Origin of the sequence: Paenarthrobacter sp. CC6, from assembly GCF_040560085.1 — a bacterium.
In the GTDB taxonomy this organism is placed as follows: Bacteria; Actinomycetota; Actinomycetes; order Actinomycetales; family Micrococcaceae; genus Arthrobacter; species Arthrobacter nicotinovorans.
In genome coordinates this window covers 352,683-371,158 of sequence record NZ_JARDAN010000007.1, presented here as the reverse complement: position 1 = coordinate 371,158, position 18,476 = coordinate 352,683, and the positions used below count along the sequence as shown (strand labels likewise).

General features: G+C 64.3%; 18 protein-coding genes. 10 read left to right on the top strand and 8 right to left on the bottom strand.

Going from position 1 to position 18,476, the window contains the following annotated elements; genetic code table 11:
* Nucleotide 1: 1 nt before the first annotated feature.
* From PV760_RS08620 to PV760_RS08595, 6 genes are all read right to left on the bottom strand, one after another.
* The gene (locus tag PV760_RS08620; protein WP_018778130.1) at nt 2-928 is read right to left on the bottom strand and encodes an AEC family transporter; all 927 of its coding nucleotides are present in this window, start codon (nt 926-928) and stop codon (nt 2-4) included.
* A 160-nt stretch (nt 929-1,088) separates the two neighbouring features.
* Nucleotides 1,089-1,520 carry an aspartate 1-decarboxylase gene (panD, locus tag PV760_RS08615; protein ID WP_026267226.1) on the bottom strand — a complete coding sequence of 144 codons (432 nt, stop codon included), beginning with the start codon at nt 1,518-1,520 and terminating at the stop codon, nt 1,089-1,091.
* Nucleotides 1,521-1,707: 187 nt separating this feature from the next.
* Nucleotides 1,708-3,216, bottom strand: a complete 1,509-nt coding sequence (locus PV760_RS08610) for a rhamnulokinase (protein WP_354627572.1) — start codon at nt 3,214-3,216, stop codon at nt 1,708-1,710.
* A gap of 8 nt (nt 3,217-3,224) precedes the next feature.
* A complete protein-coding gene (locus tag PV760_RS08605) occupies nt 3,225-5,264 on the bottom strand; it encodes a bifunctional aldolase/short-chain dehydrogenase (RefSeq protein ID WP_354627571.1) in 2,040 nt (679 codons plus the stop codon).
* A 2-nt stretch (nt 5,265-5,266) separates the two neighbouring features.
* Nucleotides 5,267-6,433 (bottom strand): L-rhamnose isomerase, encoded by a 1,167-nt coding sequence (rhaI, locus tag PV760_RS08600; protein ID WP_354627570.1) that lies wholly within the window; start codon nt 6,431-6,433, stop codon nt 5,267-5,269.
* The gene (locus tag PV760_RS08595) at nt 6,430-6,831 is read right to left on the bottom strand and encodes an L-rhamnose mutarotase (RefSeq protein WP_039243139.1); all 402 of its coding nucleotides are present in this window, start codon (nt 6,829-6,831) and stop codon (nt 6,430-6,432) included. The genes rhaI and PV760_RS08595 overlap by 4 nt, the downstream gene beginning before the upstream one ends.
* A 124-nt stretch (nt 6,832-6,955) precedes the next feature.
* On the opposite strand from PV760_RS08595, the gene PV760_RS08590 reads away from it, so the two are divergent.
* On the top strand, nt 6,956-7,972 hold the full coding sequence (locus PV760_RS08590; protein ID WP_110505137.1) for a LacI family DNA-binding transcriptional regulator: 1,017 nt from the start codon (nt 6,956-6,958) through the stop codon (nt 7,970-7,972).
* Nucleotides 7,973-7,988: 16 nt separating this feature from the next.
* Here the strand turns inward: PV760_RS08590 and PV760_RS08585 are convergent, their stop codons facing one another.
* Together PV760_RS08585 and PV760_RS08580 are read right to left on the bottom strand one after the other, a co-directional pair.
* Nucleotides 7,989-8,972: a LysR family transcriptional regulator gene (locus tag PV760_RS08585; RefSeq protein WP_275776568.1), complete on the bottom strand. Its 984-nt coding sequence runs from the start codon at nt 8,970-8,972 to the stop codon at nt 7,989-7,991.
* A 7-nt stretch (nt 8,973-8,979) separates the two neighbouring features.
* Nucleotides 8,980-10,251: an amidohydrolase gene (locus tag PV760_RS08580; protein ID WP_354627580.1), complete on the bottom strand. Its 1,272-nt coding sequence runs from the start codon at nt 10,249-10,251 to the stop codon at nt 8,980-8,982.
* A gap of 131 nt (nt 10,252-10,382) precedes the next feature.
* On the opposite strand from PV760_RS08580, the gene PV760_RS08575 reads away from it, so the two are divergent.
* From PV760_RS08575 to PV760_RS08535, 9 genes are all read left to right on the top strand, one after another.
* Nucleotides 10,383-11,300: a LysR family transcriptional regulator gene (locus PV760_RS08575; RefSeq protein WP_039243135.1), complete on the top strand. Its 918-nt coding sequence runs from the start codon at nt 10,383-10,385 to the stop codon at nt 11,298-11,300.
* 149 nt (nt 11,301-11,449) lie between these two features.
* The gene (locus PV760_RS08570; protein WP_144027654.1) at nt 11,450-11,953 is read left to right on the top strand and encodes a RidA family protein; all 504 of its coding nucleotides are present in this window, start codon (nt 11,450-11,452) and stop codon (nt 11,951-11,953) included.
* Entirely contained in the window at nt 11,946-12,719 is a 774-nt protein-coding gene (locus PV760_RS08565) for an aspartate/glutamate racemase family protein (protein ID WP_354627569.1), read from the top strand. The genes PV760_RS08570 and PV760_RS08565 overlap by 8 nt, the downstream gene beginning before the upstream one ends.
* A 23-nt stretch (nt 12,720-12,742) precedes the next feature.
* A complete protein-coding gene (locus PV760_RS08560; protein ID WP_354627568.1) occupies nt 12,743-13,513 on the top strand; it encodes an amino acid ABC transporter ATP-binding protein in 771 nt (256 codons plus the stop codon).
* Between the two features lies 1 nt (nt 13,514).
* Nucleotides 13,515-14,153, top strand: a complete 639-nt coding sequence (locus PV760_RS08555) for an amino acid ABC transporter permease (RefSeq protein ID WP_354627567.1) — start codon at nt 13,515-13,517, stop codon at nt 14,151-14,153.
* Nucleotides 14,150-14,803, top strand: a complete 654-nt coding sequence (locus tag PV760_RS08550) for an amino acid ABC transporter permease (RefSeq protein WP_039243131.1) — start codon at nt 14,150-14,152, stop codon at nt 14,801-14,803. Before PV760_RS08555 ends, PV760_RS08550 begins: the two co-directional genes overlap by 4 nt.
* A gap of 26 nt (nt 14,804-14,829) precedes the next feature.
* Nucleotides 14,830-15,672 carry a substrate-binding periplasmic protein gene (locus PV760_RS08545; protein ID WP_026267227.1) on the top strand — a complete coding sequence of 281 codons (843 nt, stop codon included), beginning with the start codon at nt 14,830-14,832 and terminating at the stop codon, nt 15,670-15,672.
* A gap of 107 nt (nt 15,673-15,779) precedes the next feature.
* Nucleotides 15,780-17,021 (top strand): ROK family protein, encoded by a 1,242-nt coding sequence (locus tag PV760_RS08540; protein WP_354627566.1) that lies wholly within the window; start codon nt 15,780-15,782, stop codon nt 17,019-17,021.
* A 93-nt stretch (nt 17,022-17,114) separates the two neighbouring features.
* Nucleotides 17,115-18,467: an MFS transporter gene (locus PV760_RS08535; RefSeq protein ID WP_354627565.1), complete on the top strand. Its 1,353-nt coding sequence runs from the start codon at nt 17,115-17,117 to the stop codon at nt 18,465-18,467.
* The last annotated feature ends 9 nt before the right edge of the window (nt 18,468-18,476 follow it).

Sequence of the window (18,476 nt, the reverse complement as noted above, 5' to 3'; positions counted from 1 at the left end):
GTCAGGTAAGCAGCAGTGCGACGGCGATCATCGCCGGCACTGCCACGATCGTGGTGATGAGCACGGTGTCCTTGGCGACGGTAATTCCCGCCTGGTAACGGTTGGCGGCCACGAACACGTTCTGGGCTGTGGGCAGCGCCGCGGTCACCACCACCGCGAACAGCGCATGGCCGTCCATCCCGAGGGCGAAGCGGGCGAAAAGATAAGCCACCAACGGGTGCACGACCAGTTTGAAGCCGCTGGCCAACAGGGTGTCGAGCCGGCGTCCTGCGGACTTCTGCAGGGGCCTGGAACCGTTCAGGCTCATCCCGAACGCCATCAGCATCGCAGGAATCGCGGCCCCGCCAATGAGGTGGATCGGCTCGAGAATAAGCGTTGGCACCTGGAAACCGGTGCCCGCCACCAGAAGGCCCAATGCTGAGCCCACGATCATGGGGTTCCGCACGATCATCAGGACGAAGCGCAGGGGGGTGGTCCGATGTGAACTGGTACTGGCATCGAGGGCCATCAGGTACATGGGGGTGAAAAACGCCAACTGGAAGATCAACAGCGGAGCCACATAGCTCGCATCGCCCAGGACGAACACGGCGATGGGGATCCCCAGGTTGGCTGAATTGGCCAGCGACGCACTCATGGAAGACATGAGCGCTTCGGGCATGCTGCGCTTCAACCAGAGCTTCACGATCAGGAAGAACAGCAGGCCGGTGATGACGGCCCCGACGGCCGTGACCAGCAACGGAGCGGCGAAAACATCATGCAGTTTCGCCTTGCTCAAGGTCTCAAAGAGGAGCGCGGGACTGGCCACGAAGAACGTCAGGGAACTTAACACGGAGCGGGCGTTGTCACCGAGGATGCCGCGACGGCCAACGAACATGCCCACCAGGATGATGGCCCAGACAACGAAAAACCCGGACAGGACGCCGATCATGAGGGCGTGCCGGCGGGGATTTGTTGGATCACGAACTACAGCCTAGCCAGAACAGCCGCGTGAGTAAGCGTTTTCAGGCGACCGTCCCGATATTTGGACCCTGAACGCGCCCGACGCCGGCACCCGGGTGAGCGCCGGCGTCGGGCGTTGCTGTGGGAACCTAGCTGAGGTGCGCTGCGTTGCTGAGCGCGTGCGGCGGGCGCATGAGCCCGGGGGTGTGGCCCTCGGCGGGGTCGTTGCCAAGCTGCAGGATCTTGTTGTCCTTGCCGACATGAACCACCCTGGGTTCGTAGGCCCGGGCCTCTTCCGTAGTCATTTCCGCATAGGTGATGAGGATGACGGTATCGCCGACGTGGACCATGTGCGCGGCCGCGCCGTTGATGCCGATCACGCCGGACCCGCGCTCGCCGGCGATGGTGTAAGTCTCCAGCCGGGCGCCGTTGGTGACGTCAACAATGGACACGAGTTCGCCGGGAAGGATGTCGGCCGCATCCAGCAGGTCCAGGTCGACAGTGACCGAACCGACGTAGTGGAGGTCGGCATGGGTCACCGTTGCACGGTGGATCTTGGACTTGAACATTGTGCGGATCATAGTGGGACCAGTTTAGCGCGGGACCCTCACCCGGCGCTGTGACGTACCAGACTCGGAGCCTGCCGTAGAGCGGGAGATTCACAACCACGAGACCGGGGCCTGTTGCTTCCTGACCTTGTTCAAATGCAGGATGGCCGCGGATCAACCTCACTTGGTTGATCCCCGGCCGCATCCGGTTCAAAGAGGGTCAGGACCGGCTGGACTGCAAGGCGCCGGCCGGCTCGTATCGCAGCAGTTCCGTTCCCGCGGCCACGAGTGCGCGCAGCTCAGCCAAGCCACCCTTGACCAAGCCTGCGGCCCTCGCCTGCACCAGCACATTGCCCAGCGCTGTTGCTTCGACCGGCCCCGCGACCACCTGTTTGCCCGTTGCGTCAGCAGTGAGCCGGCACAGGAGCCGGTTCTGCGAGCCGCCGCCCACAATGTGCACCACGCTGGTGCTTCGCCCCGTGAGCCGTTCGGCGTCGGCCAGCGTGCGGGCGTAACCGGCAGCGAGGCTGTCCATGATGCAACGCACGACGGCGGCAGGCCGGTCCGGGAGTACCGCACCGGTGTTGCGCACGGCTGCGCGGATCCGGTCCGGCATGTTGTCCGGTGCTGTGAAGCGGGGGTCGTCGGCGTTGATCCGGGGCCCACCGGCAGGCAGTGCCGCCGCGGAATCCAGCAAGGCGGTGAGCGCTTGCGTGTGGCCCTCGGCGGCCCACGCCCTTTGGCATTCGCTGAGCAGCCACAGGCCACCGACGTTGCGGAGATACCGGATGGTGCCGTCCACGCCGCGTTCGTTGGTGAAGTTGGCTTTCCGGCTGGTTTCGCTGAGGACCGGCTGGGGGAGCTCGACGCCTACCAAGGACCACGTGCCCGAGGAGATGTAGGCGAAATCCTGGTCCGCAGCGGGAACTGCGGCGACGGCGGATGCGGTGTCGTGCGAACCGACGGCCACCACTTTCGTGTCCGCCGGAAGGCCCGTCCGGTCAAGGATCTCCGGCAAGAGCGTTCCCACCGTTTCGCCGGGTTGGATCAGCGGAGGGAAGACGTTGCGGGGCAGGCGGAGGGCGTCCAGGAATTCCGTGGCCCACTCTCCGGCGACGGCGTCGAAGAGCCCGGTGGTGGAGGCATTGGTGGCTTCCGTCCGGCGCTCACCCGTCAGCAGGAAAGCAATCAGATCGGGGATCAGGAGAGCTTGCAGCCCTTCAAGGTTCGGCTCCGCGGCCAGTTGATACAGGGTGTTGAACTGCAAATACTGCAATCCCGTGGCGGCATAGAGCTTTTCCGGGGAAACGGCCGCATGGACGCGCTCCACAGCGGCCCGGCTGCGTTCGTCGCGGTAGCTGTAGGGCTGCGCGGTCAGTTCGCCGGCTTTGTTCACCAAGCCGTAGTCAACGGCCCAGGTGTCGATGCCGATGCTCACGATGCGCTCGCCGTTCCCCCGGGCCACGGTCGCCGCGGCTGCCAGCCCCTTGAGCACCTCAGCGAACAGGGCGTCGAAATCCCAGCGGAGGCCGCCGTCGAGCTCTATGACTCCGTTGGGGAAGCGGTGGATCGTCTCAAGGGAGACTCCTGTGGCGGGGGAGACGCGGCCCAGCATGACGCGGCCGGAGGAAGCGCCGATGTCGATGGCTGCGAAAACCTGGTCTGTCTGCGGTGAGGACACCGCCCCGGCGTGTGCCGGGGCGGTGTCCGTGGTGGTTCCGGTGGTCACTGGTGCTCCTAGCGGAGGAAGGCTGCTGCCACGCCGGCGTCCACGGGAATGTGCAGGCCGGTGGTGTGGGAGAGCTCGTTGCTGGTGAGCACGGACGCGGCGTTGGCGACGTGTTCGGGCAGGACTTCGCGCTTGAGGAGCGTGCGTTGGGCGTAGTACTTGCCCAGTTCCTGCTCGTCCACGCCGTACACGGCTGCTCGCTTTGCGCCCCAGCCGCCGGCGAAGATGCCGGAGCCCCGGACCACGCCGTCGGGGTTGATGCCGTTGACGCGGATACCGTGATCGCCCAGTTCGGCGGCGAGCAGGCGGACCTGGTGGGCTTGGTCTGCCTTGGTGGCGGAGTACGCGATGTTGTTCGGGCCGGCGAACACGGAGTTCTTGGAGGAGATGTAGATGATGTCCCCGCCCATGCCTTGGTCGATCATGACCTTTGCCGCGGCCTTGGACACCAGGAACGAGCCCTTGGCCATGACGTTGTGCTGGAGGTCCCAGTCCTTCTCGGTGGTTTCCAGCAGCGGCTTGGAAATGGAAAGGCCGGCGTTGTTGACCACCAGGTCCAGGCCGCCGAACGCGAGCACGGCCTCCTGGATCGCGGCAGCGATCTGGGCTTCGTCGGTCACGTCGGCCTGGACGCCGATGGCGACGTCCGGACCGCCCAGTTCCTCGGCGACCTTTTGCGCGTTCTCAAGGTTCAGGTCGGCAATCACCACGCACGCGCCGTCGGACGCCAAGCGGGTGGCGATCGCCTTGCCGATGCCCGACGCCGCACCGGTCACCAGCGCGATGCGGGTGGCGTGGGACTTGGGCTTGGGCATCCTGGCGAGCTTGGCTTCCTCCAGGGCCCAGTACTCGATGCGGAATTTCTCGGATTCCTCGATCGGGGCGTAGGTGGAGATGGCCTCGGCGCCGCGCATCACGTTGATGGCGTTGATGTAGAACTCGCCGGCGACGCGTGCGGTCTGCTTGTCCTTGCCGAAGGAGAACATACCCACGCCCGGGACCAACACGATCGCCGGGTCCGCGCCACGGAGCGCCGGTGAATCAGCGTCAGCGTGCCGGTCGTAGTAAGCCTGGTAGTCCTCGCGGTAGGCGGCGTGCAGTTCCTTGAGGCGCGCCACGGAGTCTTCGATCGAGGCATCGGCCGGCAGGTCCAGCACCAGCGGCTTGACCTTGGTGCGGAGGAAGTGGTCCGGGCAGGAGGTGCCCAGCGCGCCCAGGCGCGGGTGCTCTTCCGAGGCAAGGAAATCAAGCACGACGGCGTCATCGCTGAAGTGCCCCAGCTGCGGTTTGTCAGTGGAGGCCAGGCCGCGGATCACCGGAGCGAGGGCCGCAGCCTTGGCCCTGCGCTCAGCTTCGGGGAGGGCGCCGTAGCCGGGGAGCGGGGCACCGAAGGGCTCGGCCTTGCCGTTGTCCTTGATGTAGTTCTCCGCCTGATCGATGATCCACAGCGAGTTGGCCTCGGCCTCTTCGCTGGTGGCACCCCAGGCGGTGATGCCGTGGCCGCCCAGGATGGTGCCGATGGCCTGCGGGTTGGCTTCCTTGATCGCGGCGATGTCCAGGCCCAGCTGGAAACCGGGACGACGCCACGGCACCCACACCACCTTGTCGCCAAAGACCTTGGAAGTCAGGGCTTCGCCGTCAACGGCGGTTGCGATCGCGATGCCCGAGTCCGGGTGAAGGTGGTCAACGTGGGCGGCGTCCACCAGGCCGTGCATGGCGGTATCGATCGACGGCGCGGCGCCGCCCTTGCCGTGGAGGCAGTAATCGAAGGCGGCCACCATTTCGTCTTCGCGCTCGACGCCGGGGTAAACGGACTTCAGTGCCTGCAGCCGGTCCAGCCGGAGTACTGCGAGGTTCTCCGCTTTCAGGGTGCCGAGGTCGCCGCCGGAGCCCTTGACCCAAAGAAGCTCTACGTCCTGACCCGTGACCGGGTCCTTCTCTGTGCCCTTGACGGAGGTGTTGCCGCCGGCGAAGTTGGTGTTCCTCTTGTCCGCACCGAGGCGGTTGGAACGGGAAATCAGTTCTTCAACAGTGGTGTTGGTAGTCATGCTTAGGCGCCCCATCCGGCTTGCTGGCCGCCTGCGCGGTCCTCGTTGATCTTCTTCTGGTATCCGCTGGCCTTGTAAGCGGCCATCGGGTCGGCGGGCAGGCCGCGGGATTCGCGCCACTCGGCCAGGACCGGGCGGACATCGGTGTAGAAGGCATCGTTGAAGATGCCGTTGGCGGCCAGGACGTCCCCGGCGCGCTGGGCTTCGCTGAGTGCGGCGGTGTCCACCAGCAGGGCGCGGGCCGTCATTTCCTGGACGTTCAGCACCGAGCGGATCTGGCCCGGGATCTTCTCTTCCAGGTTGTGGCACTGGTCCAGCATCAGGGCGACGCCGGATTCTTTTCCGAAACCGCCGCCACGAATGACCTCGTGCATGATGCGGAACAGCTGGAACGGATCCGCCGCGCCCACAATCAGGTCGTCATCGGCGTAGAAGCGGGAGTTGAAGTCGAAGGAACCCAGCTTGCCCAGGCGAAGGAGCTGCATCACGATGAACTCGATGTTGGTGCCCGGGGCGTGGTGGCCGGTGTCCAGGCAGACAAAGGCCTTCTCACCAAGGGCCAGGGTCTGAGCGTAGGAGGTACCCCAGTCCGGAACATCGGTGTGATAGAAAGCCGGCTCGAAGAACTTGTACTCAAGGACCAGGCGCTGCTCGTCACCGAGGCCCGCGTAGATTTCCTGGAGGGACTCCGCCAGGCGGTCCTGGCGGCCGCGGATATCGTCCTGGCCCGGGTAGTTGGTGCCATCGGCAAGCCAGATCTTCAGATCGCGCGAACCCGTGGCGTGCATGATCTCGATGCACTCCAGGTGGTGGTCAATCGCGCGGCGGCGAACGGACCCGTTGGACGAGGTCAGCGAGCCGAACTTGTATTCGTCATCCTGGAACGTGTTGGAGTTGATGGTGCCCAGCCCCACCCCGAGGCCCTCGGCGTACCCGCGCAGGGCAGCGTAGTCATCAACCTTGTCCCACGGAATGTGCAGCGCCACGGTGGGAGCCAGGCCGGTGAGCTCGTGGACCTTCGCGGCGTCGGCGATCTTTTCCTGCACGGTGCGCGGCGTGCCCGGGGTGCCGAAGACCTTGAACCGGGTCCCGGAATTGCCGTAGGCCCAGGACGGCACTTCAATGGCCAGTTCTCCCAGGCGGCCCAGGGCCGATTCTGTGGTGTTCATGATTGTTCCTTCTGGTGTCCGATGGTGGTGTCTGTATGTACTGGCGTGGCCTCGTTTGTGACGTTGCCGGCGTCGGCCAGTTGGTCTTCAAGGTTGAAAACTTCTTCGATGACTTCGAAACCCTGGTCCGGAGGGAGGTTGCTGTTCGCGAACAGGGTGGCCATTTCCGCTTGCCAGCGGTTATTGACGTCCGTGAGGGCCATGCGGGCCTGTGCTGCCGCGTAGTCTTCGCATTCCAGGTAACCGATCAGTTGACCGTCGGGTGCCAGGAACAGCGAGTAGTTGTTCCACCCTGCGTCCTTCAGGGCCGTCAACATTTCAGGCCAGACGGCGGCGTGGCGGCGCTTGTATTCGTCCATCAGTTCCGCTTGGACGGAAGAGCGGAAACATACCCTCATGCGGTTCTCCGGGTTAATCGTCTTTGAATCGTTTCATTTGTTACGATTCAAATTACCCTCGGCAAGCGGGGGGTGTCAAGGCGTTTCCAGCGTCCTTGATTTTCGACCAGCGAGAACGGAAAGCATGTCCCAAACAGCGAGCATCAAGGACGTCGCCAACCACGCACAAGTTGCCGTGGGAACTGTCTCCAATGTGCTGAATTATCCGGACAGGGTTTCCCAAAAGACCAAAGAACGCGTCCTCAAATCCATCGCCGAACTTGGCTTCGTGCGCAATGACGCCGCCCGCCAACTCCGCGCCGGTCAAAGCCGGACCATCGGGCTTATCGTCCTCGACGTCGGAAACCCCTTCTTCTCTTCCGTGGCCCGTGCTGCCGAAGATGCCGCAACCGCCCTGGGCAGCGTGGTGCTGGTGGGCGACAGCGGCCAGGACGCAACCCGCGAAGCGCATTACATGGATCTCTTCCAGGAGCAGCGTGTCCAGGGCCTGCTCCTGTCACCCGTCGGGGACGTCGAAGCGCGGATCGATACCCTCAGGGAGCGCGGAGTCCCCACTGTCCTGGTGGATCAGCTCGCCGACACGGAACGCTGCAGCTCAGTCTCCGTGGACGACCAGGAAGGCGGCTATCTCGCGGCCCGGCACTTGCTGGACCTGGGTCGCCGTCGTCTGGCCTTCGTTGGAAGCCCCTCCATCCGCCAGGTATCCAGCAGGCTTGAGGGCGCGCAGCGTGCTGTGGCGGAAGTCCCGGAGGCGACCATGGAGGTACTCGACTCCGCGGGACAGACTGTCCTGGCCGGCCGGCAAGTGGGAAACGCGCTGGTGGAGCGCGATCCCGCTGACAGGCCCGAGGCCGTCTTCTGCTCCAACGATCTCCTGGCACTCGGCGTCATGCAGTCGTTGACCATGCTCCGCACCGTCCGCATCCCGGATGACATTGCGCTGATCGGGTACGACGACATCGATTTCGCCATTTCCGCCGTCGTTCCTTTGTCCTCCATCCGACAGCCCACCGAAGCCCTGGGGCGGACAGCGATCGAGCTCCTCGCCGAAGAGCAGGAAAACGGTGGAACCAAGCATCGCGCCGTCGTGTTCACCCCTGAGCTCGTAGTGCGCCAGAGTACGGCCGGCTCGCCCAACTAGGGTTCAGCTGGCAGGATTACGACGCGCGGAGCCCGGCAAGGTAGCCCATCGGCGCCACCGCGTCGGGCTGCTTCGTCTGACGGACGATGCCGCTATGGGACGCGGCCAGCTTGTCCGCAGCACGGCCCAGGCACTGCAGGAAACTCGTGATGGAAACGCCGGCCTGCGACTTCTGCCTGAGTGCTGAGATGTGGCGCCGGGCCGTACAGCCGGAGATGCCCGTCGCCACGATCCGGTCCGTGGGTACGTGGTCCATGGCCGGAACCAGCGCTATGCCCAGCCCGGAGCGGACCATGCCGCGGAGGGCGTCGTAGTTGTTGCTGCGCACCGGAATGCGCGGTGTGAATCCGCCGCTTGCGCACAGGTGCCTGAGGCAGGCGTCGCCGGAGGAGTCCTCTTTTGTCGAGACCCAAAGTTCCCGCTCAAGGTCCTGCAGGGTGATGTTCTCCGCGCCGGCCAGGCGATGGGACTCAGGGAGCAGAAGCAGCAGTTCCTCCGCAAGGAGTGGTGTTGCCGCCACGTTCGACGGCCATTGTTGGGGGACGAGGTCGTAATGGAACACCACGGCGACATCGAGCGTGGAGTCCCGGACCATGCCCGCGAGCTCGGCGGGGCCGCCCTCTTCCAGGTCCACGCTGGAGTTGGGATGTCTGCGCAGGTACGAGGCCAGGCCGTCGGGGAGGAGCCGTTGGCTTGCTGTGCTGAAGCTGCCCAGGCGCATGAGGCCGTAGTCGCCCTTGCTGAAACCCTTCATGTCGTCTTCCAGGTTGCCCAGGGCGTTGATGATGTCATGTGCCCGGGCCGCCAGGAACTTTGCTGCCTCGGTGGGGCGGATGCTTTGGGCGTCACGCTCCACCAAGGGTGCCTGCACTGCGCGTTCCAAGGCCGCCACTTGCTGCGAAACGGCTGATCCGGTGTAGCCGATCTCGCGCGCGGCGTCAGCGAAGGAGCCTGTTCTGAGCACCACAGTGAGGGTGCGCAAATGGACGGGATTCAGCATGGCCGTGCTACTTCCCTGCAGGCGGCGTGAGCAGCCGCTCCACGTCCACGGCGCCGCCGGCCGCTTCGAAGTCCAGGCGGACCTGCTCCCGGAGCCGCGCGTCGGCCAGATAGTCGGCCGCAGTCAGCGCCAGCCCCACTGCGCCGTCCACGACGGCCGCATCACCGGCGGGGCTGATGGAATGCTGGCCGAACTCCACCGTGTGCATGACCGCAGTTTCGCGGGAAATGCTCACCGTGGGATGGATCGAGGGGATCCGCAGGCTCAGGTTTCCCAGGTCGGTGGACCAGCCGCCGCCCACCAGTTCGGTCTCAAGGGTGATGGCCCGGCCGCGCGCAGCCATGTGCCCGTGGTAGCGCGTGGCCAAGGCGTCATTGCTGCGGACGGGGAGGTAGGCGGGGAACGGGTCCCAGGTGGTCTCCAGCCGCGTGCCGGTCATCTGTGCTGCGCCCTCCAGGATGTCCTGCACTTTCTGTGAAATGTCCACAAGCCCGGCCGGGTCCAGGGAGCGGATTTCGACGACGGCGCCCGCCAGGTGGGGGACGACGTTCACCGCTGATCCGCCCTCCGTGATGATGCAGTGGAGGCGGTCCGTGGCGGGGATGTGCTGCCTGAGTGCTGCGATGCCTTGGTAGGCGGCCACGACGGCATCGAGGGCATTGCGGCCCATGTGCGGGGCCGACGAAGCGTGGGCCGCAACGCCATGGAAGGTGACCTCCACGTCGCGGACCGCCAGGGAGGCAAACGAGGCGACCTCGTACTCGCCGGTGAACGGGTGCAGCATCACCACCGCGTCAATGTCGTCGAAGGCGCCCGCCCGGGCCATGAGTTCCTTGCCGTTTCCGTTTTCTTCGGCAGGCGTGCCGAGGAGCACCACTGAGCCGCCGAGCTTTTCCACCTGGGCGGCAACTCCGAGGAACGCTCCGACAGCGGCAGCGCAGATGACGTTGTGTCCGCAGCCATGGCCAACGCCGGGAAGGGCATCGTATTCGGCCAGGACAGCCACTTTCGGGGATCCGGATCCCGCCTCGGCCCGAAGTGAGGTGCGGAGGCCGTATCGGCCCACCTGTACGGGATAGCCCCGATACCTGAGGAATTCGGCGGCGAAAGCGACCGAGAGGCGCTCTTCGAAGCCGACCTCTGCGATGCCGTGGATTCCGTGGCTGAGCTCGCGAAGGTCCGTGCCAAGGTCCTCGATGGTGTTGGTGATGCTTGGTGCAACGGATTCGGGGGCGCCGAGTATGCCGGTAAGCGCGAGTTTGGACGGGTACGTCTCCATGATGTCCACGTGGCGTCCTTTCAGGGGATGGGGGCCTGCTGCGGACGTCGTCGTCCACTCGGCGGCTCGTGGTTTAACTTAAGATACATCCAGATCTGCCTTAAGAATAGCTAATCGTGCAAGAATGTTTCATGACCGAAAAACCTCTTCCGGACGTGCCCCGGCTGCGCCTTCTCAACGAGGTGGCCCGGCAAGGGTCCCTGGCCGGTGCGGCACGTGTCCTGGGCATTACGTCTTCGGCCGTTTCGCAGCAGATCAGCATTCTCGAACGGGAAACCGGGGTCCAGCTCCTCGACCGTTCATCGCGGGGCGTCGGGCTGACCGGTGCCGGCGAAATCCTAGTGGAGCACGCCCGGGCCGTGGTTCGCCTTCTGGAAGCAACCCGCGCCGAAATGGACCAGCTCAGCGGCGATCTTTCGGGCAGGGTCCGCATCGGTTCCATTCCCTCCCTCGCCCGGACAGTGCTCCTGCCGGTCGCCGAGAAACTCGAGGTGACCGTTCCCGACGTCGAACTGACCGTCAACGTGGTTGAACCGGTCGACAGCATCGAGCAGTTGCTGAACGGCGCCCTGGACATCGCGATTGTCGACCTCTACGACAACGTGCCCATGGCATTTCCGGACTATCTGGTCACCAGGGAAGTGCTCAGCGAGCCGCTGGTGCTGGTCACGCCGCCGGACTACGAGGTCCCGCCCAGGCTCAAGTTGTCGGACCTCAGGAATGAGGCCTGGGTGCTGACCCCGGACGCGGGAGCATGCGGCCAGGCAGTCCGCTACGCCTGCCGGAATGAGGGTTTCGAGCCCAACATCCGCTGGGTAGTGGACGATCTGCTGCTGCTGGTGGAGTCCATTTCCCGGGGCCGGGGCATCTCCCTGCTCCCTCCGCTCTCCGTGGACAGCACTGTGGCGCCCGTGGGAATCCATGCGTTCGACAAGCCGCACATCCAAAGGCGCGTCCTGACAGTGACGCGCAGCAGTGATGCCAGGCGGCCCATCGTCAAGGCTGTCCTGGACGAAATCCACAGCCTCCTGGGTGCCGCAGCCGCCTGAGCCGCGTACCGCCGTCGGGCCCTGGACGGCAGTCCAAGAATCTCTTGGGCCAGCGCCAGCAAACGTCGTTCTGCGGGCCGTCCCGACCCCTGTTTTTCGTTCCATGCTTGAAGTGATCAGTGACGATCACCACAAAGGAGAACGAAAAAATGACCACCCTCGAACGACGCTTCGCAGAGGTTCCCGGACACTGGCAGGTGCCGGGCCACTTCAAGATCAACCACAGCCACGGCATCCGCGTGGGCGACATGATTTACGTGGGCGGCCAGGAAGACCTCGACGCGGACGGAAACGTCAACAACCCCGGCGACATCGTTGCCCAGTGCAAGAACGTCATGGAGTCCCTGAAGCGGGTCATCGAAAGCCTCGGCGGCACCATGGGCGACGTCGTCCAGTTCAACACCTTCTACGCCGGCGAGCTCAGCTACGAAGAATGGCAGCGGACCTACGACATCCGTTTCAGCTACTTCCCGGCCCCCGGCCCCACGGCAACGGGCATCCTCATCGGCGAGGAACTGAACCTGCCCGGCATCCGCGTGGAGGTCAACGCCGTCGCCATTGTCGGCAGTGCAGCCACCCGCGTGGAAGCGTTCGACGACGGCACCCAGGCAACGCTCGACGTTCCGGTTGCGGGGGAGTCACCCAATGCCTGACATCAAGCCCCAACTTGGCGTCATCCTGTGCGACCTCGATTCCTACCCCGTGGACTACATCGAATGCCTCACCCCGGATGCGCCAGGCATCAGCAACAACCCCGTGGGTTTCTTCGAGAATCCCGCCAGCTGGCAGGGCCTCCCCGTGGCCTACGCCGTGGCGCGCGGAGCCCGGGTTGAGCCCTTGGTTGCCGGAGAGCCGGAAGCCATCGACGCTTTTTGGGCCGCCAGCGAAAAGCTGGCCCACTGTCCGCTGGTCATCACCGACTGCGGTTTCTTCTTCTACGCCCGCAAGGACGAGCGCCGGACGGCCAACGTGATCACCAGCGGCCTGGACCTGCTGCCCATCGCCTCGGTGCTCAGCAGCAAAGACATCGGTGTGCTGACTGTCTCGGAAACTCTGGCTGCCAAGTTGCTGGCCGACCACGCGTTGTCCCCGCGGATTGTCATTGCCGGCATGGAAAGCGAACCGGGCTGGGCAACCATGCTGACCAACGACCACGCACTGGGCAATGGCTGGGACCAGGAGATGCTCAAGGAAGGCGTTGCCTCCGTAGTGAAGCGGGAGTTCGAGCCGGGAGGGCGCTTGGAGAACATCGGCGTGCTGGTCCTTGAATGCACCCTGCTGCCCGAATTCCGCCAGGAAATCCGCAAATACACCAGTGTGCCCATCCTCGATATTGCCTCCTTCGCGCTGAACGCCCTTGGCAAGGGTTTCGACGTCGGCGAGGCTCCGGCGCCTGTCGGCCCGGCTTTGAGCCGATGACACAAGTCAGGAACGAGTCAGTCATGCAAGAAGCCACCCGGCAGGACCCGATCGCCATATCGCTTGAGTCCGTCACCAAACGGTATGGGGACCATACGGTGATCAACGACGTGTCATTGTCCGTGCGGGAGGGCGAGGTGATCGCCATCATCGGACCCAGCGGAGCCGGCAAGAGCACGCTGCTGCGATGCATCAACCTGCTGGAGGTTCCGGATAGCGGCCGGATCACGGTGGAAGGAAACCATGTGGACGCCGGACACCAGATCAGCCACAAGGACCTGGTCCGCCTGCGCCGCAATGTGGGCATGGTGTTCCAGTCGTTCAACCTGTTCCCGCACATGACCGTGCTGCGGAACATCTCGCTTCCACAGGAACGCGTCCTCGGCCGCAGCACCAAGGACGCCGACGCGCGCTCGCTGGCACTGCTTGAGCGGGTGGGGCTCGCGGACAAAGCCCGGCAGTATCCCAGCCGGTGCTCGGGCGGACAGCAGCAGCGGATCGCCATTGCACGGGCATTGGCCCTGGACCCCCGGGTGATGCTCTTCGACGAGCCCACGTCGGCACTGGACCCCGAGGTGGGGCTCGAAGTCCTTGCCGTCATGCGTGAGCTTGCTGCCGAAGGGATGACCATGGTGGTGGTCACCCACGAGATGCAGTTCGCCAAGGATGTCTCCGACAGGGTGGTGGTCATGGCCGAAGGCGCCATCCTCGAGGAAGGCGATCCCGCCGTCGTCTTCACGGCCCCCACCATGGACCGAACGCGGAAGTTCCTCCGCGCCGTCCTGGAGCGCTGAGGTGGAGGCCTTGGCCGTGGTTTCGCAGGGCGTCACCATGACCCTCCTGCTGACCCTCTCATCATTCCTGCTGGGAGCCATCGGAGGAATTCCCTTGGCGCTTGCCCGCCGGTCCCGGATACCAGCGGTCCGGTTCATTTCCCGCGCCGTCATCGAGTTGCTGAGGGGCATCCCTCCGCTGGCGTGGTTGTTCATCATCTACTTCGGCATCGGAACCGGCGTGATCGAACTGAGCTCCTTCGCCGCTGCCGTCATCGGGTTCGGGCTGGTGGCTTCGGCCTACATGGCGGAGATCTACCGCGGCGGCCTGACCGCCATCCATGAAGGCCAGTGGGAAGCCAGTGCCGCATTGGGACTCTCCCGGGGCGCGACATTGGCCACCGTTATCGGGCCGCAGGTCCTTCGCGTTTCGATCCCGGCGGCTGCCACCTTCGCCATTGGTTTGTTGAAGGACTCCTCCGTGGCATCAGTCATCGGGGTGCAGGACACCATCTACTGGGCCAGCCATGAGTCCACGGTCAGTGGTGACGCCATTGTTCCGTTCCTCTACGCGGCCGGACTGTATGTCGCCATGACCATTCCCTGCGCCTGGGCCACCCGGCAGCTGGACAGCAGGCTCCGGAAGCGGGTTGCGCGATGACATTCTTCAACGATTGGGTGGACTATTTCCCGGACCTGCTTGGCGGGCTGGGCGTCAGCCTCCAACTCACCCTCGTCACGTTGCTGATCGGCCTGCCCGCCGGATTGCTCCTGGCCCTGGGTGCCGGTTCCCGGAACAAAGTCCTACGGATGATCACCATCACTGTGATCGAAATAGGCCGTGGAACACCCGCCCTGGTGGTGCTGCAGTTGTTCTACTTCGGCCTTCCCAGTGCCGGCATGACGCTGACGTCCTTCGTGGCTGCATCGTTGGCGCTGGCATTCACTACGGCCGCTTACACCAGCGAGATCCTTCGTGGGGGCCTGCAGGCTGTTCCCGGCGGCGAGGTGGAAGCAGCGCATGCACTGGGAATGGCCCGGCGCGACATCCTGCGTTTTGTTGTGATTCCACAAGGAGTCAGAATCGCCATCCCGCCGCTCATGGGATTCGCGATCATGGTGTTCCAGGCAACCTCCCTGGCCTACACCATTGCCATGCCGGAATTGATGAGCCAGGCCTACTCCATCGGCTCCATCACTTTCCGCTACCTGAGCATCCTTACCCTCGCGGGCCTGATGTACGCCCTGATCACCATTCCCGCGAGTTCCCTGAGCAATTTCGTTGAGCATCGTTTGGCGCGTCACCGTTGACGCGCCGATTAGGCAAAGGAGCCACCATGAAACTACGAATGATCGCGTCGGCCGTGGCCGCCGTGACGCTGGCCGCTGCTCTCAGCGGCTGTGGCGGCAGCACCGAAGCCGCAGGGTCCAAGACTGCAGCCGACTGCAAGCCCGCCTCCCAGTTCAACACCATGAAGAAGGGAACCCTGACGGTGGCCGTGTATGAGGCGCCGCCGTATGTGACTTTCAAAGGCAATGAACTCGGCGGGGTAGACGGCGATATCCTCATGGGCTTCGCCAAGAAGGAGTGCCTGGACATCGCCACGGTTTCAGCTGCGGCTGCAGCCGTCATTCCGACGGTCCAGGGCGGACGCGCCGACATCGCAACCGGTGGTTGGTGGCGTTCGGCGGCACGCGCGGAAATCCTGGCTCTGACCGACCCCATCTACACCGACCAGATGGTCCTGATTTCCAAGGATGGCCTGACAAAGGCCTCTGACCTGAAGGGCAAGAAGGTCGGCACGGTCAATGGCAATGTCTGGGTGGACGATGCCAAGAACTACCTGGGTGGCGACCTCCAGCTCTACAAGGCCCCTGTGGACCTGTTCCAGGACCTGAAGTCCGGCCGGATCGATGTTGGGATTGATGGATTCGGTGAGGCCCACAACAACAGCAATGGCTTGAAGGTCGAGGTCATGGAGCCGGACAGTGCCATCAAGGCCTCCCTCGAACCTCCCCAGACCTGCCTCCCGGTCACCAAGGACAACGCAGGACTACTGGCAGCCCTGAACGCTTATGTTGACGGGCTGCGGAAGGACGGCAGCCTGGAGAAGATCGTGGTCAACAACGGCTTCCCCGCATCTTCCATCAACACCGGGGCGGCACGGCTGATCGCCTGACCACCCAGGCAGGTCGCAGCAGATGCCGTTTTGAACGTTCAGGGCGGCATCTGTTGCCAGCCGGTTGTGCCGGGCGGAGCTTGCCGTTCGTGTGACAGGCTAGCGTCATGGTCAACCACGTACGTGGCTCCGGGGCGCCGGGGCTTGAATCCGCCAGTTCGCTCGTCAGCGGTGACGTGCGCCGACATAACCTCGAACTGGTGGCTGGACACCTCGTGGAGCACGGTCCCAGTTCCCGCAGCCAGATTGCCGACGGCACGGGGTTGACGCGCGGCGCAGTGACAGCGTTGACCAGGCTGCTGGTGGAGGCCGGGACTATCCGGGAAGTGGAACCGGTCTCTGCAGGCGGAAAAGGCCGGCCGCAGACACTCCTGGAATTGGCCGCCGATGACGTAGCCCTGGTGGCCCTTCAACTGGACGCCGATGAGGCCACCGCAGTGCTTGCCTCCTTGGCCGGAGACGTCTTGTTCCGCCATTCGGAACATCACGGACGGCCCATGGGGGACCCGGAGCCTGTGTTGGACGTCTTGGCGGCAGTGCTGGAGCGTGCTGTGGCAGCGGCCGGGGGAATGGGCCGCCGCGTGGTGGATGTGACGGTGGTGGTCTTTGCACCGGTGCTTGGTAATCCGCCTATGGTCTTCGGCGATTCGGACATGGGCTGGGGCGAAGTGGATGTCCTTGATGGGCTTCGAAAGCGGGTCCCTGGATTACCGGAGAGCCTCTCCCTGCATTCGGACGCCGGATTCGCGGCCATGGCTGAATTCGATCTGCTCCCCGGCGTCAAGGACATGGTCTATCTGAAGAGCAATTCAGGAATCGGAGGGGCGGTCATTCTCGACGGCCGGCTCCTCACGGGAGCCCATAGCCTGGCGGGCGGCTTCGGACACCTTCCCATGGACCATCAAGGGGAACGCTGTGTCTGCGGGCAACGCGGTTGCCTGGTCCTGGTCGCCGGACCTGACGTTGTCCTGAAATCTGCCGGGCTGGGCGAAGAACTGGAATCCTTGGGCCTGGGCAGTGCCTTAGGGGAGCTGACCGAACGGATTGCACGCGGCGACGCGCGCGCAGTCGAGGCTTTCGACGCCGCGGCGGACTGGGTTGCCTGGGCCCTTCACGTCATCAGCCGTACCCTCGACCCCCAGACGGTGGTGCTGGGCGGATATTGGTCCGTGCTGGCTGACCGGATAGCCCGCTCCTTCGCCGAGCACGCACCGATCTCTCCTTCGCCGGACAGCTACCTGCCCACTATCCGGGCCGGGCAACTGGAGAACGACGCGACGCTCCTCGGAGCCATCCGGGAATCGAGAAAACGGTTGCTCCGGGAGCCGCTCGAGGTGCGTTTAATTTAACCCTTGAATTATTTATGGATGCGGCGCATACTCAATCCCAAGTGATCATCGGTTTTCGATGATCCCGCCGTAACTTTCTCAATGAGGAGAGCCGTGTCCACACCCCTGCCTGAGATCAATTCCATGCCCCCGTCTGCGCAGACTGCAGAGTCTGCGCAGGTCACCGGCTCCGTGCAGCCCTCCCCGTTCGCTCCGATCAGCGATGAACCTTCGCCCGCAACAGCAACAAGCCGGCCGGCCGGCAGGGGCCTGTTGCCGTCGCTGGCCATCACCTCCATGGTCCTGTTCGCCACCTACTCCGGACTCATCGCAGTGCTTCTGCCAAACCAGGTGGCCGCCATCGACGAGGCCAACAAGGTAGCCAACTTCGCCACCATTTCCACGGTCTCGTTCTTCTTCACGCTGTTCGCCCAACCCGTTGTGGGGGCGCTCAGTGACCGGACACGGAGCAGGCTCGGCAGGCGGGCGCCCTGGATGCTTATTGGAGCCGCGATTGGCGCGGTGTTCCTCATGGGACTCGGCGGCCTCGAATCGATCTTCTGGATAGTGTGCTTTTGGGTGATCATCCAGGTGTCGCTGAATGCTTTGCAGGGCCCGTTCTCTGCGATTGTCCCGGACAGGTTTCCCCGGGAACGCCGGGGGATCGCCTCGTCCATGGTCGGTGTGGGCACGATGGCCGGCTCCACTGCCGGTGTGATCCTGGCAGGCAACCTCGCCGGCAATGTAGGCCTGGGCTATACGGTGTTCGGCATTGCAGTACTGGTGGCCGCGCTGCTGTTTGTCCTGCTGCACCGCGACTTCCCCAGCAGGAACGTGACGCATCCCCCGTTCCAGTGGAAGCAGTTCCTCGCAGGATTCGTCATCAGCCCCCGGCAGCACCCCGACTTTGCGTGGGCCTTCGCGGCCCGCTTCCTCTTCACCCTTGGCTACTTCGTGGTCTTCACTTTCCAGCTGTACATCCTGACGGACTACGTCGGCCTGGCGCTCGCAGAAGCCAACGCCAGCATTGGCCTGCTGAGCCTGGCCGGCCTCGGCAGCACCCTGATCTCCGTTTCGCTGGGTGGCTGGTGGAGTGACCGCATCGGCAAGCGCAAGGTGTTCGTCTACGTAGCGTCCGCCTTGATGGTGCTGGGGCTGTTGATGCCGGTGATCATGCCGGACATCACCGGCATGATCGCCATGGGCGTCGTCAACGGATTCGGCTTCGGACTCTACATGGCCTGCGACACGGCCCTGATGACCGAAGTCCTCCCCGGTGGCGGTACTGCCGCCGCAAAGGATCTCGGAATTCTCAACATCGCCACCAACATCCCGCAGGCAATGAGTCCGGTTGTTGCCAGCGTGCTGATCAGTTCTTTTGGCGGATACCCCGCCCTCTTCATTTTCGGCATGGCAGCGGTGGCGATCGCCGCCGTCGTGCTTGTCCCCATCAAAAGCGTCCGATAGGAGCCCCAC

Coding starts and splice junctions, on each gene's coding strand:
- PV760_RS08580 (WP_354627580.1), bottom strand. CDS start 10,251: ATGGAGACGTACCCGTCCAAACTCGCGCTTACCGGCATACTCGGCGCC.
- PV760_RS08545 (WP_026267227.1), top strand. CDS start 14,830: ATGAAACTACGAATGATCGCGTCGGCCGTGGCCGCCGTGACGCTGGCC.
- PV760_RS08590 (WP_110505137.1), top strand. CDS start 6,956: ATGTCCCAAACAGCGAGCATCAAGGACGTCGCCAACCACGCACAAGTT.
- PV760_RS08560 (WP_354627568.1), top strand. CDS start 12,743: ATGCAAGAAGCCACCCGGCAGGACCCGATCGCCATATCGCTTGAGTCC.
- PV760_RS08550 (WP_039243131.1), top strand. CDS start 14,150: ATGACATTCTTCAACGATTGGGTGGACTATTTCCCGGACCTGCTTGGC.
- PV760_RS08570 (WP_144027654.1), top strand. CDS start 11,450: ATGACCACCCTCGAACGACGCTTCGCAGAGGTTCCCGGACACTGGCAG.
- panD (WP_026267226.1), bottom strand. CDS start 1,520: ATGATCCGCACAATGTTCAAGTCCAAGATCCACCGTGCAACGGTGACC.
- PV760_RS08565 (WP_354627569.1), top strand. CDS start 11,946: ATGCCTGACATCAAGCCCCAACTTGGCGTCATCCTGTGCGACCTCGAT.
- PV760_RS08540 (WP_354627566.1), top strand. CDS start 15,780: ATGGTCAACCACGTACGTGGCTCCGGGGCGCCGGGGCTTGAATCCGCC.
- PV760_RS08605 (WP_354627571.1), bottom strand. CDS start 5,264: ATGACTACCAACACCACTGTTGAAGAACTGATTTCCCGTTCCAACCGC.
- rhaI (WP_354627570.1), bottom strand. CDS start 6,433: ATGAACACCACAGAATCGGCCCTGGGCCGCCTGGGAGAACTGGCCATT.
- PV760_RS08595 (WP_039243139.1), bottom strand. CDS start 6,831: ATGAGGGTATGTTTCCGCTCTTCCGTCCAAGCGGAACTGATGGACGAA.
- PV760_RS08585 (WP_275776568.1), bottom strand. CDS start 8,972: ATGCTGAATCCCGTCCATTTGCGCACCCTCACTGTGGTGCTCAGAACA.
- PV760_RS08620 (WP_018778130.1), bottom strand. CDS start 928: ATGATCGGCGTCCTGTCCGGGTTTTTCGTTGTCTGGGCCATCATCCTG.
- PV760_RS08575 (WP_039243135.1), top strand. CDS start 10,383: ATGACCGAAAAACCTCTTCCGGACGTGCCCCGGCTGCGCCTTCTCAAC.